Source organism: Amycolatopsis acididurans (genome assembly GCF_012328925.1).
Taxonomy (GTDB): Bacteria; Actinomycetota; Actinomycetes; order Mycobacteriales; family Pseudonocardiaceae; genus Amycolatopsis_E; species Amycolatopsis_E acididurans.
In genome coordinates this window covers 588,896-603,663 of sequence record NZ_JAAXLS010000002.1, presented here as the reverse complement: position 1 = coordinate 603,663, position 14,768 = coordinate 588,896, and the positions used below count along the sequence as shown (strand labels likewise).

17 protein-coding genes are annotated in these 14,768 nt (G+C 71.0%); 7 read left to right on the top strand and 10 right to left on the bottom strand.

Features of this window, described 5'->3' with window-relative positions; all coding sequences use genetic code 11:
- Positions 1–7: 7 nt before the first annotated feature.
- From HFP15_RS06300 to HFP15_RS06285, 4 genes are read left to right on the top strand one after another with little or no spacing between them, the layout of a single operon-like run.
- A complete protein-coding gene (locus HFP15_RS06300; protein WP_168512339.1) occupies positions 8–877 on the top strand; it encodes an isocitrate lyase/PEP mutase family protein in 870 nt (289 codons plus the stop codon).
- A gap of 3 nt (positions 878–880) precedes the next feature.
- Positions 881–2,128, top strand: a complete 1,248-nt coding sequence (locus HFP15_RS06295) for a 3-isopropylmalate dehydratase large subunit (RefSeq protein WP_168512337.1) — start codon at positions 881–883, stop codon at positions 2,126–2,128.
- Positions 2,125–2,676 carry a LeuD/DmdB family oxidoreductase small subunit gene (locus HFP15_RS06290; protein ID WP_168512335.1) on the top strand — a complete coding sequence of 184 codons (552 nt, stop codon included), beginning with the start codon at positions 2,125–2,127 and terminating at the stop codon, positions 2,674–2,676. Before HFP15_RS06295 ends, HFP15_RS06290 begins: the two co-directional genes overlap by 4 nt.
- Positions 2,673–3,371 (top strand): MBL fold metallo-hydrolase, encoded by a 699-nt coding sequence (locus HFP15_RS06285; protein ID WP_168512333.1) that lies wholly within the window; start codon positions 2,673–2,675, stop codon positions 3,369–3,371. The genes HFP15_RS06290 and HFP15_RS06285 overlap by 4 nt, the downstream gene beginning before the upstream one ends.
- On the opposite strand, the gene HFP15_RS06280 is transcribed toward HFP15_RS06285, so the two are convergent.
- From HFP15_RS06280 to HFP15_RS06240, 9 genes are all read right to left on the bottom strand, one after another.
- Positions 3,355–4,182, bottom strand: a complete 828-nt coding sequence (locus HFP15_RS06280; protein WP_168512331.1) for a hypothetical protein — start codon at positions 4,180–4,182, stop codon at positions 3,355–3,357. The genes HFP15_RS06285 and HFP15_RS06280 overlap by 17 nt on opposite strands.
- Positions 4,179–4,400, bottom strand: a complete 222-nt coding sequence (locus HFP15_RS06275; RefSeq protein WP_168512329.1) for a hypothetical protein — start codon at positions 4,398–4,400, stop codon at positions 4,179–4,181. The genes HFP15_RS06280 and HFP15_RS06275 overlap by 4 nt, the downstream gene beginning before the upstream one ends.
- A gap of 106 nt (positions 4,401–4,506) precedes the next feature.
- On the bottom strand, positions 4,507–5,994 hold the full coding sequence (locus tag HFP15_RS06270; RefSeq protein ID WP_168512327.1) for a hydrogenase large subunit: 1,488 nt from the start codon (positions 5,992–5,994) through the stop codon (positions 4,507–4,509).
- Positions 5,991–7,472 (bottom strand): proton-conducting transporter transmembrane domain-containing protein, encoded by a 1,482-nt coding sequence (locus tag HFP15_RS06265; protein WP_246271391.1) that lies wholly within the window; start codon positions 7,470–7,472, stop codon positions 5,991–5,993. Before HFP15_RS06265 ends, HFP15_RS06270 begins: the two co-directional genes overlap by 4 nt.
- Positions 7,472–8,134 (bottom strand): hypothetical protein, encoded by a 663-nt coding sequence (locus HFP15_RS06260; protein WP_168512325.1) that lies wholly within the window; start codon positions 8,132–8,134, stop codon positions 7,472–7,474. The genes HFP15_RS06265 and HFP15_RS06260 overlap by 1 nt, the downstream gene beginning before the upstream one ends.
- Positions 8,135–8,145: 11 nt before the next feature.
- Positions 8,146–9,093 carry a respiratory chain complex I subunit 1 family protein gene (locus tag HFP15_RS06255; protein ID WP_168512323.1) on the bottom strand — a complete coding sequence of 316 codons (948 nt, stop codon included), beginning with the start codon at positions 9,091–9,093 and terminating at the stop codon, positions 8,146–8,148.
- Positions 9,090–11,081, bottom strand: a complete 1,992-nt coding sequence (locus HFP15_RS06250) for a proton-conducting transporter transmembrane domain-containing protein (RefSeq protein WP_168512321.1) — start codon at positions 11,079–11,081, stop codon at positions 9,090–9,092. The genes HFP15_RS06255 and HFP15_RS06250 overlap by 4 nt, the downstream gene beginning before the upstream one ends.
- A complete protein-coding gene (locus HFP15_RS06245; RefSeq protein ID WP_312871485.1) occupies positions 11,078–11,548 on the bottom strand; it encodes an NADH-quinone oxidoreductase subunit B family protein in 471 nt (156 codons plus the stop codon). The genes HFP15_RS06250 and HFP15_RS06245 overlap by 4 nt, the downstream gene beginning before the upstream one ends.
- Positions 11,549–11,616: 68 nt before the next feature.
- A complete protein-coding gene (locus HFP15_RS06240) occupies positions 11,617–11,982 on the bottom strand; it encodes an ArsR/SmtB family transcription factor (protein ID WP_168512319.1) in 366 nt (121 codons plus the stop codon).
- 286 nt (positions 11,983–12,268) lie between these two features.
- Here HFP15_RS06240 and HFP15_RS06235 point away from each other — a divergent pair, with 286 nt between their 5' ends.
- Positions 12,269–12,685 (top strand): pyridoxamine 5'-phosphate oxidase family protein, encoded by a 417-nt coding sequence (locus HFP15_RS06235; protein WP_168512317.1) that lies wholly within the window; start codon positions 12,269–12,271, stop codon positions 12,683–12,685.
- A 23-nt stretch (positions 12,686–12,708) separates the two neighbouring features.
- On the opposite strand, the gene HFP15_RS06230 is transcribed toward HFP15_RS06235, so the two are convergent.
- On the bottom strand, positions 12,709–12,918 hold the full coding sequence (locus tag HFP15_RS06230) for a hypothetical protein (protein ID WP_168512315.1): 210 nt from the start codon (positions 12,916–12,918) through the stop codon (positions 12,709–12,711).
- 279 nt (positions 12,919–13,197) lie between these two features.
- On the opposite strand from HFP15_RS06230, the gene HFP15_RS06225 reads away from it, so the two are divergent.
- Both HFP15_RS06225 and HFP15_RS06220 read left to right on the top strand, forming a co-directional pair.
- Positions 13,198–13,575 (top strand): PEP-utilizing enzyme, encoded by a 378-nt coding sequence (locus HFP15_RS06225; protein WP_168512313.1) that lies wholly within the window; start codon positions 13,198–13,200, stop codon positions 13,573–13,575.
- Positions 13,572–14,768, top strand: a complete 1,197-nt coding sequence (locus tag HFP15_RS06220) for a hypothetical protein (protein ID WP_168512311.1) — start codon at positions 13,572–13,574, stop codon at positions 14,766–14,768. Before HFP15_RS06225 ends, HFP15_RS06220 begins: the two co-directional genes overlap by 4 nt.

Genomic DNA, 14,768 nt, shown 5'->3' with positions numbered 1-14,768 from the left:
GAACACCATGAGCACAACGACGGCACGTGCGGCGTTGCGCGCGCGGCTGGCCGGCGGCGAGCTGGTCGTCGCGCCCGGCGTGTTCGACGGCATGTCGGCGCATCTGGTGCGGCGCCTGGGATTCGCGGCCGGATATCTGACCGGCGCGGGCGTGGCGGCGTCCGGATTCGGGCTGCCCGACATCGGCCTGGTCACGCAGACCGAGATGACCGAGCGGGCCAGGATGATCGCGCGCGTCCTCGGTGACGTCCCGCTGATCGCCGACGCCGACACCGGCTACGGCGCCGCGTTGAACGTGGTGCGCACGGTGGAGGAGTACGAGTCCGCGGGGGTGGCCGCGATCCAGCTGGAGGATCAGGCTTTCCCGAAGCGCTGCGGGCATTTGCCGGACAAGGAGCTGATCGGTGCCGGGGAGTTCGTGGTCAAGCTGCGGGCCGCGCTCGATGCCCGTACCGATCCGGATCTGGTGATCATCGCGCGGACCGATGCCAGGGCCCCGCTGGGCCTGGACGCGGCGATCGAGCGCGCGAACGCCTACGCCGAGGCGGGTGCGGACGTGATCTTCGTGGAGGCTCCACAAGGGACGGATGAGATCGAACGGATCGCCGCCGAGGTCGAGGCGCCGTTGCTGCTCAACCTCGTCCTCGGCGGCCTGACGCCGATGGAGTCCGCACAGCGGTTGCGGGAGCTGGGCTTCGCCATCGCGATCCATCCCTCCTCGGCGCTGGGCGCGGCGGCGTGGGGGATGCTGAGCGGCCTGGCGCAGCTGGCCGGACGGGATCCGCAGGAGCTCGCGCCGAGCAGCCCGGAGGAGTTCTTCGATCTGGTCGGGCTCGCCGAATGGTCGGCGATCGGCGAGAAGTACCGGGAGCGCTGAGCCATGGGCATGACGATGATCGAGAAGCTGCTGGCGCGGAAGGCGGGTGTGCCGTCGGTGCGCCCGGGAGACACGGTGACCGTCGAAGTCGACATGTGCGTGCTGATCGACCTGCAGTTCGCGACCGTATGGCTGCCGCCGTCGCGCATCCACGATCCGGACAAGGTCGCGATCGTCATGGACCACGCCGTGCCGGCACCGTCGCTCAAGGACGCCGAGGGCGGGCCGCGGGCGCGCAGGTTCGCCGCCGACTTCGGCATTTCACGCTTCTTCGACGTGGGACGGCACGGCATCTGCCATCAGGTGATCGCGGAGAACGGGCTCGCGCGGCCCGGCGAGGTGCTGGCCTGCACCGATTCGCACACCTGCGCGGCCGGTGCGTACAACACCGCGGCGCGCGGGCTGGGCCCGGCCGAGGTGTACTCGATCATGTGCACCGGCAGCACGTGGTTCCAGGTCGCGCCGACCATCCGCTACGAACTGCACGGCGGCAAACCCGACGGTGTCAGCGGCAAGGACGTGTTCCTGTATCTGGCGGACGAATACGGCGACGCGACCAACCAGAACCTCGAGTTCGGCGGGCCCGGGCTGGTGAGCATCCCGATGAACGACCGGCGCACGATCGCCACCCAGGCCGCCGAGGTGTCCGCGGACTTCGCGACCTTCGCCGCCGACGACGTGCTCCACGAGTTCCTGGCCGAGCGCGGCGTCACCGGATACGCGGCCGCCGGCCCGGACCCCGATGCGTCCTATGTGGACACACGGGAAATCGATCTGTCCGCGCTGGAGCCCTATGTGGCGCGGCCGGGGACGGTGAGTCACAACGGGGTGCCGGTGTCGCAGGTCGAAGCACGCCGGATCGATCAGGCGTTCATCGGCTCGTGTGCCAACGGGCAGCTGGAGGACCTGCGCATCGCGGCCTCGGTACTGCGCGGCCGGACGGTGGCGCCCGGTGTCCGGCTGCTGGTCACCCCGGCCTCGCAGGAGGTGTACCGGGAGGCGATGCGGCTGGGCTATCTGCAGGACATCGCCGACGCCGGCGGGGTGGTGACCAACTCGACCTGCGGCGCCTGCTTCGGTTACCACATGGGGGTCGTCGGCCCGGGCGAGGTGTGCCTGACCTCGTCCACGCGCAACTTCACCGGCCGGATGGGCAGCACCGAGGCCGAGATCTACATGGCCTCGCCGGCGACCGTGGCCGCGTCCGCCGTCACCGGCGTCATCACCGACCCGCGGGAGGTGACCGCATGACCACGTCGATCAAGGGCCGGGTCTGGGTGTTCGGCGATTCGCTCAACACCGACGCGATGTACCCGGCCTTCGCGATGAAGATGGACATCTCCGAGGCCGCCAGGCACGTGTTCTACGAGGTCCGTCCAGGATGGACGGACCAGGTGCGGCCGGGCGACATCGTGGTGGCGGGCCGGAACTTCGGCGTCGGCTCCTCCCGTCCCGTGGCCGCCCTGTTCCGGCATCTGAAGGTCGCCGCCCTGGTCGCGGAGGAGTTCAACTCGCTGTTCCTGCGCAACGCGATCAACGCCGGGCTGCCCGCCCTCACCGTGCCCGGCGCGACGCGGATCTTCTCCGACGGCGACACCGGCCGCTTCGACATCGCGACCGGCGACTACGTCAACGAGACGACGGCGGAATCGGGCGCCACGGCTCCGCTACCGCCACTGGTGCTGGAAATCCTGGCCAGCGGCGGGGTTCTGCCGCGGCTGGCCGAGCAGGGGTACCTGCCGATCGAGCTGCTCGACGTACTCAGATCGGGTGCGCTGCCGGTGGAAGGTGGCGCGTGAACCTCGCGCCCGGCGTGCGGTGTGTCGCGACCACCCGCCGGGACAACGCGTTCCTGCTCGACGGGGACGACGGCTACACGCTGGTCGACGTCGGCTGGGCCTCGGCGCCGCGCCGGATCGAGGACGAACTCGGGAGCCTGGGCGATATCCGGCGCATCGTGCTCACCCACGCTCATCCCGACCACGTCAAGGGCGCCGCCGAACTGGTGGCGCGCACCGGTGCGCGGTTGTTCATCCACGAAGCCGACGCGCCCTGGCTCGCGGCCGGCCGGGTGCCCTCCGCCGGCCGGTCCGGTGTGGCCGGGCGCCTGCTCGACCGGATCCCGCTGCTGCACTGGGCTCCGGTCACCGCCGACGTCCTGCTCCGCGACGGGGACCGCGTGGAAGGGGCCGGCGGCCTGCGGGTGATCCACACACCCGGGCACACCCCGGGACACATCGCCCTGCATTACGCGCCGGGGAACACGGTGCTCGTCGGTGACGCGGTCTTCAACCGGGGCGCAGGGTTGAGCACCGGGCCCGCCGCGCTGGCCGCCGATCCGGCACAACGCCCGTCGAGCCTGGCCCGCCTCCCACGCGACGTCGCCGCCGTCGGTCTCGCCCACGGCGACGCCCTGCGGGGCGAGGACCTCGCTCGGTATCACGCACTGCTGGAGCGGATGAAAACCGAGCCTCCGGTCAACGGCTCTCCCTGAACGGTGCTCGCAGCGCTTCGGTGGCCGCGCGCGCCACGCAGTCGGCGAGGTCGGGGTCGGTCAGGTCCGGCAGCGTCCGGTCGACCGGGGTGAGCGCGGCGAGTGCGCCGGCGCAGGCGCGGTGCACGTCGAGGCGGTACAGCGGGTCGGTACCCGGGCCCGCCAGCGGCGTCTCGCGCAGTGCCCGCAGCATGCCGGGAAGCGCGAGCAGGTGACCGACGGGATCGGGGGAGAGCACCGGCACCTCCGCGGGCAGGCCCGCGGCCGCACCGACGAGGTCGATGACGGCGGTCGCGTCACCGGCGAGGGCGTCCAGCGGAAAGGCCGCCGTGTCGGTCTCGTGCCAGGACGCGATGTCGGCGACGCCGGCGGCCATCAGCAACGGCACCAGCATCGGCAGCGTCCGCGCCCCGGTGACCACGACACGACTGGACCGCGGCGGCATCCCCGCCCGGCGCAGCGTGACCAGCAGTGCCGCGGCCAGCGCCATCCCCGCGGTGTCCTGTTCGGTGATGACCGGTGTGGTGCTGGTCAGCGCCATTTCGGCCTGCGCGGCTCGCGCCCGATCCGCCTCGGTGCGGGCGAGGAACAGCGCCGTCGTGCCGGACGGGAGCGCACGCAGGGCGGAGCTGAGCTGGCTCGCGTCGCGAACGGTGACCGCGACCGGGAACGCGGCGACGGGCCCGTGGGCCCGCAGCAGCCGCACGTCCGCCGCGAGCGCCGCGAGCACCTCGCCCGGTCCCAGCGACGCAGCGCTGCCGTCACCGACGACCGCCATTCCCCGCCCGCCATCGGAGACGACGGTGTTCATCCGGCGAAGGCCGCCCCGTCCTCGGCCAGCTCCCGCCACAACGCCGGTTCGATCACCGTGCTGGTGTCCACCCCGTGGCGGGCCGCGACCTCCATCAGGTCGGCCAGCCGGGCCCGGTGCAGGTTGGCTTCGTACGGGTGGCCACTCGCGAGCGCTTCCTCGGAGGCCTGCCGCGCCGTGAGAATCCCGTGGCACAGTTCCGCGGCGAACTGGCTCATCCGCCCACCTCTTCCTCGAACCTCTTCGAACATGATAAATCTACCATCTGCCGACTTAAAAAATATTGCAACTCTTTAACAGTGCGAGGCTGGTCTCACCGCTCCGCTACAGGTCGTTGCCTGCGTAGGAGAGGTTGAAGCTCTTGTTGGTCAACGGAAAGTCCGGCACGATCGTGTCGGCCAGCGCGACCGGCAGTGCGGGCCAGTTGAAGAAGCTGGGATCCACGATCTTCACGCGGGAAAGGGTGCCGTCGGAGGCGAATTCCACCCGGTGCACGATCGTGCCGCGCCAGCCCTCGGCGATGCCCGTCCCGGACGTGGCCGGGAGCTCGCGCGCGGTGCTGATGTCCACCGCGCGCACGTCCGCGGCGAGCCGGACGACGGTCGCGATGGCGTGCTGGATTTCCGCGACCCGTGCGGTGAAGCGGGCGAGCACGTCGCCGCCGGTGTGCGGATACTCCACCCGGGGCAGGGCAGCGTCGAGGAACGGGTGATCGAACCGCGCGTCGACGGTGAGCCCGCTGGCGCGCGCGACATAACCCAGGGCGCCGAGGTCATGGGCCTGCTGCCGGGTGAGCACGGCCGTACCGGTGAACCGGTCGCGCACGACGCTGTGGGACAGGGCCAGTTCCGCGATCTCACCGACGTCGGCCGCGACGTCGAGCAGGTCGTCGAGATCGGGAAGGTGCCGGACGCGGACGCCGCCGGGGTGGATGGCGCCGCGCAGCAGGCGATGTCCGGTGACGTGATCGTTGTGCCGCAGGAGTTGTTCGCGGACGCGTTGCGCCTGCGCGTTGAGGATGCCGTGCCCGACGTCGTTGCAGAGCGCGCCGAGGTCGGTGACGTGGTTGTAGACGCGTTCCAGCTCCAGCAGGATCGCGCGGATCCGCTGGGCGTCCTCGGCCACCCGCAAGCCCTGGGCGTCCTCGACCGCGAGGCAGAACGCCAGCGTGTGGCCCACGCTGGTGTCACCACTGACGCGCTCGGCCAGTTCAAGCGCCCGCCGCGGGGTGCGTCCCTGGAAGAGTTTCTCGATTCCTTTGTGGACGAACCAGAGCCGGGCCTTGAGATTGAGGATGGTCTCGCCCACGACGGAGAAGCGGAAGTGCCCTGGTTCGATCATGCCGGCGTGCACGGGCCCGACCGGGATCTCGTACACGCCGTCTCCCTCCACGGTGCGGAACGGATAGGGTCCGTCGACGTCGCCGAACGCCGGCGGAGCGCCCGCGTCGGCGAGCATCGGGTACCAGCCCTTCGGCCAGTGGAAGTGCCGCACGAGCCGGCGCGGCAGGGGATGATCACTCGGCACGATGCCGAACAGGTCGCGCATCTCGCGCTCGAAGCGGCCCGCCGCGAAGGACAACCCGGCCAGACTCGGCACCCGGGGATCGGCCCGTTCGAGTGGGACGTGCAGTTCGACGCGCCGGTCGGGGCGGGCGGCGGTGAACAGGTAGACCGCGCGCAACCGGTCGCCGTCGTCGTGCCCGGCGACGAGCGCGACGCGGAAACCGTTGGCCAGTAACCATTCGGCCTGTGCGGGCAGGTGCGCCGGGGCGAGCGTGAGCTGTTCGCGTCCGGTATCGGTGGCGGTCATGGTGTTCCCGTCGCGACGTGAGCGGCCAGATTCAGCAACGTGGTCAGCGGCCCCGCGGCGACGCCGAGCACCGCGCACGCCAGCAGGCCGCCGCCGAGGGCGAGTGTGGGCGCGGTGGACAGGCGGGTCGGCGCGAGCGTGGCGAGCAGCCCGTGGGGCGCGGGGGCCTCGGGCGGATCGCCGAGCAGCATGCGGCTGGTGTGGCCGACCAGCGCGGCGGCGATCACCAGCACCAGCACGAGCGCGATCGCGGTGACCCAGCCGAGCCCGGCGGCGAATCCGGCGCGCGCGAGCCCGAACTCGCTGGCGAACAGGCTGAACGGCGGAAAGCCGATCAGCGCCAGCATCCCGAGCCCCAGATACCCCGCCAGCAGCGGATCGCGGCCGGCGAGGCCCCGGACTTCGTCGATGCGGCTGGTTCCGGTGACCTGCAGGAGCCGGCCCGCGCCGAGGAACAGCACACTCTTGGTGAGACCGTGCCCGAGCACGTGCAGCAGGGCGGCGGCCAGCGCGAGGGGAGTGCCGAACGCCGCGCCGAGCGCGACGAGCGCGAGGTGTTCGATACTGGAATAGGCCAGCATCCGTTTGTAGTCACGCTGCCCCAGCAACAGCGACGCGGCCACCGCGAGCGAGGCCAGCGCCATGACCACCAGCATGCCACGGGCGAACCCGGCGCCCAGCGCGACGTCGGAGATCACCTTCACCCGCAGAATCGCGTAGAGCGCGACCGAGAGCAGCACCCCGGACATCAGCGCCGACACCGGCGCCGGAGCCTGCGAGTGGGCGTCCGGCAGCCAGGCGTGCAACGGGGCGAGCCCGGCCTTGGTGCCGAACCCGAGGACGAGCAGCGCGATCGCGATGCGGGCCACCCCCGGGTCGAGGCTGTGCGCGTTCGCGGCGAGCGCGGCCAGGCCGAGACCGGTGCCGTGCGCGGCGTAGTTGAGCAGCAGCGTGCCCAGCAGCGCCAGCGCGATGCCGGTGGAGCAGATCACCACGTACTTCCACGCCGCTTCGACCGCACCCCTGGTACGTCGCTGTCCGACCAGGAAGGCCGTGATGATGGTCGTCGCCTCGATCGCCACCCACAGCACCCCGAGATCGGCGGCCAGCACCGCGGTGGCCATGGCGGCGAGGAACAGTTGCACGAGCAGGCTGTGCCGGGCCGCGGTGCGCGCGGTGGCCCGGCCCGCCGCGATCTCACCGTCGAAAAACGACGGCGTGGCGGCGGTGGCGAGCAGCGCGACGGCACCGATGACGATCAGCATGAACGCCGACAGCGCGTCCACCCGCAGCGCACCGCCGAGCGCGGTGGACGGCCCGGACCGTGCGATGTGGACGGCGAGGGCGACCGCGGCCGCCAGCACGGCGGCGGCACTGATGGTGGACAACCACGCGCGCACCCGGCTCCAGCCGGACACGAGGTAGGCCAGCGCCGTCAGCAGCGGCACGAAGACGGGAAGCAGGGACAGCGTCATCATCAGTCGTGCAGCTCCCGCAGTTCGCCGAGGTCGGTGTCGCCGAAGGCCTCGCGGATCCGGGTGGCCAGGATCTGCAGGACCAGGACCGCCAGCAGCACGTCGAGCGAGATACCCGCCTCGACGACGAGACCGACGCTGGTCGTGGTCAGGAATCCGACTGCCGTGATCCCGTTGTCCAGCAACAGGAAACCGACCAGCTGGGACAGCGCGCGCCGCCGGGTGACGAGCACGAAGAACCCGATGAGCACCACCGTGACGCCGACCGGGATGGCCTGCGTCGCCGGTGAGGGGGCCAGCGCGACCAGGGGTGTGGAGACGGCGTAGGCCAGCAGTGTCAGCACCGCGGCGGTGAGCAGGGACGCGGCGACGTTCACCAGCGGCCGCGTTTCCCGCGCGACGTCGCCGGATCGGGCCAGGGCCCGGCGCAGCAGCCAGGGAAGCACACCGGCACGCAGCACGAGAATGCCCGCGGCGACGCCCCACAGCTCGGCGGTCCCCTCGCGCGCGGCCAGCACGGCGACCAGCGCGCCGAGCGCGACGCCCTGCAGCGCGAACACCCGGATGATGACGGACAGCTCGCGGCGCCACAGGATCAGTACCGCGGTCAGCAGCAGGCCCCCGCAGGCCAGGTCGAGCAACTGCACATATCCGGTTCCGGTCACGGTGCTCCTTGTCAGGCCAGGAAGAACGAGGCCGCCACGGCCAGCAGCGACAGCAGGAACGAGCCGGCCAGCAGTTCCGGCACCCGGAACAACCTGAGTTTGGCCAGGAACACCTCGCTCACCGCCAGCACGGCGCCGAGCAGACCCACCTTGACCACCAGTGCCAGCACACCGGCCGCGAGCGCGAGCGGAGCGGCGCTGGTGGCCACGCCCCACGGCAGGAACAGGTTCGCCAGCAGCCCGAGAAACACCGACAACCGCATCGCGGAGGCGAGTTCGATCAGCGCCAGGTCCGGGCCCGCGTACTCCAGCACCATCGCCTCGTGCACCATGGTCAGTTCCAGGTGGGTGGACGGGTTGTCCACCGGCAGGCGCCCGGTCTCGGCGATGATCACCAGGATCAGTGCGACCGCGGCGAGCAGGCTGACCGGGGACACCACCCGCACCGGGTCGTCCAATGTGGACGAGACGATGGTGGCCAGGTTCGTGGAGCCTGCGCGCACGGACAACGCGAAGATCGCGACCAGCAGTGTCGGCTCGACCAGCGCCAGTATCGTCGTCTCGCGGCTGGCCCCCATCCCGCCGAACGCGGTGCCGGTGTCCAGCCCGGCCAGAGCGAGGGCCACCGCCCCCAGCGCCAGCAGCGCGACCACGGCGAAAAGGTCCGCGACCGGATCGATCGCCGACGTGGCGGTCACGAAGGGCACGACCACCACGACGACGAGCGTGGTGGCCATCAGCACCAGCGGCGCGTACCGGAACACCTCACTGGTGCCGCGCGGGGCGATCGGCTCCTTGCCGAACAGCTTGCGCAGATCCCGCCACGGTTGCAGGACACCCGGCCCGGCGCGGCCTTCGAGTCTGGCCCGGATCTGCCGCATCACCCCGACCAGCAGCGGTGAGCCGGCCACGACCAGCAGTGGCTGCAGGACGCCGCCGAGCACGCCCAGCCCGGTCACCGGGTCACCGCCAGCAGGATCAGGACCGCGCACAGGGTGGAGAAGCCGTAACCGAGGTAGCGGTGCACGCTGCCGTTCGCCAGCCTCCGGCCCGCCGCGCCCCAGGCCAGGGCCGCGGCCAGCACCGGCTGGTAGAGCCGCCGTTCGACCCGGTCCGGGACCCGCCGCCGGTAAGCCACGGCCTGGACGAGGTAGCGCGACTCGTCGTGATGATCGACGTCCACATCGGTCTCCGGCTGGACCACGTTGTCGAACACGCGCTGCAACGGCTCGGCGAACGAGGTCGCGGTGTACTCCATGCGCGCCGACATCGGCCCGCCGCCGCAGTCCCACAGGCGGGCCGCGCGACGGGCCACGAACGCCCGCGCCGCGGCGAGAACGGCGATCACGGCCACGAGCACCCCGGCCGCCAGCAGCAGGGGAGACAACGAACCGGCCACTCCGGACAGTCGCAGCGTGACGAGTCCCGCGTCCGTGGGGTTCCCGAGGCCCGACGCCGCGGCCACACCCGGCAGCACCAGCGTCGGCACCACCGCCAGCGCGACGCACGCGAGCGCCGCGAGCCCCATCCCGGCCAGCATCGTGGCCGGGCTTTCGTGTGCGTGTTCCGCCGCGGCGCCGCGGGGCCTGGCCAGGAATCCGACGCCGAAGGCCTTCACGAAGGTCGCGACCGCGAGCCCGGCGGTCAGCGCCACCGCCGCGACCGCGACCGGCATCGCGATCGCGGTCGCCACGCCGGAGGCGGGCAGGCCGTGGACCAAAGCTTGCAGCAGCAGCCATTCCGACACGAACGCGGTGCCCGGCGGCAGTGCCGACGCGGCCAGCGCGCCGACACCGAACAACCCCGTCGTGACCGGCATCCGCGTGCGCAGTCCGCCGAGCGCGTCGAGGTCACGGGTGCCGGTGGCGTGCAGCACCGAACCCGCCGCGAGGAACAGCAGGGTCTTGAACGCCGCGTGGTTGACCACGTGCAGTAGCGCGGCCGCGAGCGCGACCCCGGCGAGCACGCGCTGGCCGGACGAGGCGAACAACCCCGCCGCCCCGACGCCGACCAGGACCAGCCCGAGGTTCTCGGTGGTGGAGTAGCCGAGCAGGCGTTTGAGGTCGGTGTTCATCGCGGCCTGCAGGATCCCGTAGACCGCCGACGCCGCGCCGAGCGCGAGGACCACCAGCCACCACCAGCGGGGCCCGCCGCCGGTGAGGTCGAGCCCGACGCGCACGATTCCGTACACGCCGAGGTTCACCATCGCCGCCGACATCAGCGCCGACACGTGGCTCGGTGCCTCCGGATGGGCCCTGGGCAACCAGGCGTGCAGGGGCAGGATCCCGGCCTTCGACGCGAAGCCCGCGAGCGTCAGCACGAACACCAGGTCGCGCGCCGTCCCGGGCAGGTGGGCCGCGCGCAACGCGGTGAAGGAGTCCGCGCCCGCGTGCGCGGCGAATACCATCAGTCCGATGAGGACGGTCACGAACCCGAGATGGGTCATCACCGCGTACCAGCGGCCCGCGCTCGCCACGGCGGGGCGGCGCCGGTGTTCGGCCAGCACCAGCAGCAGGGACGTCAGGGCCATCAGCTCCCAGCACACGGCGAACGTGCCCACGCTCGCCGCCGTGGGCACCAGCAGCATCGCCACCACGAACAGCGGGAAGACCGCCTGTGTGACGCGGGAATCCAAGCCGTGCCGGGCGTAGCCGATGCCGTAGATCCCGGCCGCGACCGACACCGCGCCGGTCACCGCCACGAACAGCCCGCCCAGCGCGTCGAGTGTGAACGACACCCCGGACAGCGGCAGCAGCCCCGGCCACGACACCGACCACGTCCGCCCGCCCAGCGCCGTGACCCCGGCGACGAGCCCGGCGGCACCGGTGAGCGCGGTACCGGCTCCCACCACGGCCGCCCGTGCCCGCCGGGGCAGCACGAACCCGGCCGCCGCGCTGGCGAGCCCGACTGCGACGGCGACGGCGGCGCTCACGCCTGCCGGATTCATCGTCCGGTCAGCTTCCGCAGCCCCTCGACGATCGCTTCCGGTCTCGGCGGGCATCCCGCTATTTCGAGGTCGACGGGCACCACGTCCCGCACGGCGCCCGCAACGCCGTACGCCCCGGCGAACGCGCCGCAGTCACGAGCGCAATCGCCGACGGCGACCACCATCTTGGGGCCGGGCACCGCGTCGTAGGTGCGGCGCAACGGTTCGGCCATGTTGCGTGTCACCGGCCCGGTCACCACGAGCGCGTCCGCGTGACGCGGCGAGGCGACCAGCCGGGCGCCGTAACGTTCGGCGTCGTAGACGGGCCCGAACGCCGACCCGATCTCCACCTCACAGCCGTTGCAGGACCCGGCGTCCACGTGCCGAACCTGTACCGACCCGCCCAGTCCCGCGGCCGCCGCGGGCCGCGGCGGCGCGGGTTCGGCCACGCGTCCGGTGCGGCGGATCTTGCGCCACAACTCCAGCACTCAGGCACTCCAAGGGTGTGCTCGCCTGCCCGTGGTCGCGGGGCAGGCTCGGTGGGGACGGTTACGTACTAGCTGGCCTTGGAGTTGCCGCGCGCCTGTACCGGCTCGGCCGGCGCGCGCAGATCGTCGAGCAGCTCGGCCTGGCCGGAGAGCACGCCGGTGAGGATCTTGCGCGCCACCGCCAGCAGTTCCGCCACGTGCGGGCTGGTCAGCGAGTAGAACACGCTGGAGCCTTCCTTGCGGGTCGTGACCAGGCCCGTGCGGCGCAGCACCGCGAGCTGCTGCGACAGGTTCGCAGGTTCGATGCCCACCTCGGGCAGCATCTCGGCGACCGAGTGCTCCCGCTCGGACAGCAGCTCCAGCACGCGGATCCGGGCGGGATGGCCCAGTGTCTTGAAGAACTCCGCCTTCAGCTGGTAGAGGGGCCTGCTCACCAACGCTCCTTCCGACCACACACCTGAGCACGCTTCAACACTTTCTAATCTTAGCAACTCCGAAAGACTCGGCTAAGGCATAGTAGCATGCAATAAGTAAGAGTTTCGAAAGTTTGCAAGTGTTGGAGCGTGTGACGATGGCGCGACCCGATGTGGCGATGCGGCCCGAGGGTGAGAAGGCGCGCGAGTACCTCCGGCGGACGGCGGACTTCGCGCATCGCGCGGACGCGGAGGCCGATGCGTCGCGCGTCAGATCTTCCGGGTCGGGATCCCGGGCGGCGAGCAGATGAACGCCCGTCGCCTGACCGAGCTCAGCCGCGAGGAAGCGCTGGAACTGCTGCGCGGCGTCGGCCTGGGCCGGATCGTGTTCACCGAGGACGCGCTGCCCGCCATCCGCCCCGTCAATCACCTCGTCGACGGCGATGCCGTGGTCATCCGCAGCCACACCGGCGCCGCTCTCACCTCGAGCGTCAATACCGTGGTCGCCTACGAAGCCGACGACATCGACCCCAAGGAGCACACGGGCTGGAGCGTCATCGTCACCGGCATCGCGCGCGAGGTCACCGACCCGGCGGCGGTCGAGCGCTACAAGAGCCTTCTGCGCCCGTGGGTCGATCGCCACATGGACCGCGTGCTGCGTATCCACCCGACGTTCGTCACCGGATTCACCCTCACCAACGGTCATCCACACGGCGTCCGGTAGCCGAATCCACTGTGGACTCCTCGCTACGACAGGAGCAGCACGGCGGCGTGTTCGCGGGCACGGGAGGCCAGTTCCTGGTTGCGCGCGGCGGTGGCGGCGTCCTGCGCCTCCGCGGCGAGGTGCTCGTGCACGTCGCCTTTCGCGCGGTACCAGGCCGCGATGTCCACGGCCGGTGCGGTGGCGGCGGGACGCAGCGCGGCCAGGTGCTGGAGTTCGATCAGTGTGTTGATCACGATGTCCTCCCCGTTTCGCGTGATCAGCCGATTCGATCAGGGAGTTCGTGGCGCGGGGCAGGGGCGGGAGACACTTGATCACCGGGCATTGCGGCGCGAACCGGAGTGGACCTTCGGCCGCGCCGGGCGGGGCTTTGGGCCTTCGCCACGACGCCCGCCACCCAATGTCCCCCTAAGTGCACTGTGGCCCAGTTCACCCCGCTCGTAACGTCCGACCTGCGCTGACGCGCCTGTCCAAGACAACCGAACTCCCCAGCGCCGGGGCGGAACGGAGTAGTGATGAGCGGAGATCTGAACGAGGTCGGTACCGGGGTGAACCTCTTCACCGCCGGTGAGGTACGGGGCACCGCGAGGTGGTTCAACGACACCTCGGACGTGCTGTCGATCGACGACGACGACCTGGAAGACACGATCGCGTTCGTCAACAAGGGCGGGATGACCTTCCTGTCGCCGATCCTGCCGGACCTGCGGGCGATCGTGTGCACCGCGGGCAGCCGCGAGTCCCACCTGGCGATCCTCTCGCGCGAATCCGACGTGCCCTGTGTGCTGGCCGCGGAACTCGGCGGCACCGTGTCCGACGGCGACACCGTGGTGCTGGACCTCTCCGGCGCCGAGACCGCGCGCGTGTCCGTCGCGGCCGGGGCGGTGACGGCATGACAGCACAGCTGACCACTCCCGCCAACGTCAAGGCGATCTACACCGACCCCTCCTACGAGCCCACACTCGAGGAGTGGAACTGGCTCGTGCACGTCGCGGGCGCGGCCTACAAGTCCGAGCTTTCGGCCCGCACGGTGTTCGAGTCCGAGCTGTTCGGGATGAACACCTACATCCTGATGTCGATGATGGAGGACTACCTCCGCGTGCCGGAGCGCATCCGCACCATCAAACAGCACGCGAGTGCCACAGAGCTGGTGCGCACGGCGCTGCCGATCGGCAACAAGCGCAGCTTCATCAACCTGGCCGCCATGCCGCTGCACTACCTCACCGGCCGGGAACTGTTCGTCGACCTCGGCGAGAACACACTCGCCGACGGGCTGGAGGACCAGCTGGAGGTGCTGCGGTTCTGGCGTGAGGCCACGATCGCGATGCGCACCGACGGCGTGCTGTTCAATATGGACGCCACGCCGGCCAACAGCTCGCACGTCGCCGGCGACGCACTGCTGAGCGAGATTCGCGGCAACCTCGTCGCCGCGGACGACGCGACCAAATCGGGTATCCGCAAGTTCGGTGCCCGGCTGACCGCCTACGCCTTCCTGGAGAACTGCGACGCGCGCACCGCGGTCTGCGACACGGGCCCGTACGTGCTGGAGGACGGCAGTTTCCTCGCGTTGCGGGAAACGTGTCTCGACGGCGACGGGGACTTCCCGTGGGTGGACGGGATCCGGGAAACCCTGCCCTACCACCATTTCGTCATCGCCTACCGGCTGCCCGCTTCGGTGAAGATGGACAACAACGTGTGGGGGACCGCGTGGTTCACCCCCAGCGACTACCAGGCCGACATCCTGGAGACCCGCGTGTTCTGCACCGACGGCGGCCGGCTGCGCCCGCTGGAGGCCGCCGAGGTGGACGAAGCGACCAAGGCGATCCGGAAGGCACACCGCGCGCTGTACCAGCGGCTGGCCGAGACCGACCCCGAGGAGCGCAACCTCTACGCCACCGAGATGTACGCGTGGAAGCTCAAGGCCTGGGCCCGGCTCGCCGGGTGCTACGACGAAATCGACTGGAGCATCACGCCGCGGATCGCGCGCTCGTACCAGAAGTTCAGCGATCCCGACCTGGCGCTGAGTCTCATCGGCGGGGTGTTCGTCCCGCAGGACCGTGACGGCTGCTTCCGTCCCCTTGGAGGTTGA

Excerpts from the sequence above, each read along its gene's own strand:
- HFP15_RS06295 (WP_168512337.1), top strand. The coding sequence starts at position 881 with ATGGGCATGACGATGATCGAGAAGCTGCTGGCGCGGAAGGCGGGTGTG.
- HFP15_RS06265 (WP_246271391.1), bottom strand. The coding sequence starts at position 7,472 with ATGATGACGCTGTCCCTGCTTCCCGTCTTCGTGCCGCTGCTGACGGCG.
- HFP15_RS06280 (WP_168512331.1), bottom strand. The coding sequence starts at position 4,182 with ATGAACACCGTCGTCTCCGATGGCGGGCGGGGAATGGCGGTCGTCGGT.
- HFP15_RS06250 (WP_168512321.1), bottom strand. The coding sequence starts at position 11,081 with ATGAATCCGGCAGGCGTGAGCGCCGCCGTCGCCGTCGCAGTCGGGCTC.
- HFP15_RS06220 (WP_168512311.1), top strand. The coding sequence starts at position 13,572 with ATGACAGCACAGCTGACCACTCCCGCCAACGTCAAGGCGATCTACACC.
- HFP15_RS06275 (WP_168512329.1), bottom strand. The coding sequence starts at position 4,400 with ATGAGCCAGTTCGCCGCGGAACTGTGCCACGGGATTCTCACGGCGCGG.
- HFP15_RS06225 (WP_168512313.1), top strand. The coding sequence starts at position 13,198 with ATGAGCGGAGATCTGAACGAGGTCGGTACCGGGGTGAACCTCTTCACC.
- HFP15_RS06300 (WP_168512339.1), top strand. The coding sequence starts at position 8 with ATGAGCACAACGACGGCACGTGCGGCGTTGCGCGCGCGGCTGGCCGGC.
- HFP15_RS06270 (WP_168512327.1), bottom strand. The coding sequence starts at position 5,994 with ATGACCGCCACCGATACCGGACGCGAACAGCTCACGCTCGCCCCGGCG.
- HFP15_RS06235 (WP_168512317.1), top strand. The coding sequence starts at position 12,269 with ATGAACGCCCGTCGCCTGACCGAGCTCAGCCGCGAGGAAGCGCTGGAA.
- HFP15_RS06290 (WP_168512335.1), top strand. The coding sequence starts at position 2,125 with ATGACCACGTCGATCAAGGGCCGGGTCTGGGTGTTCGGCGATTCGCTC.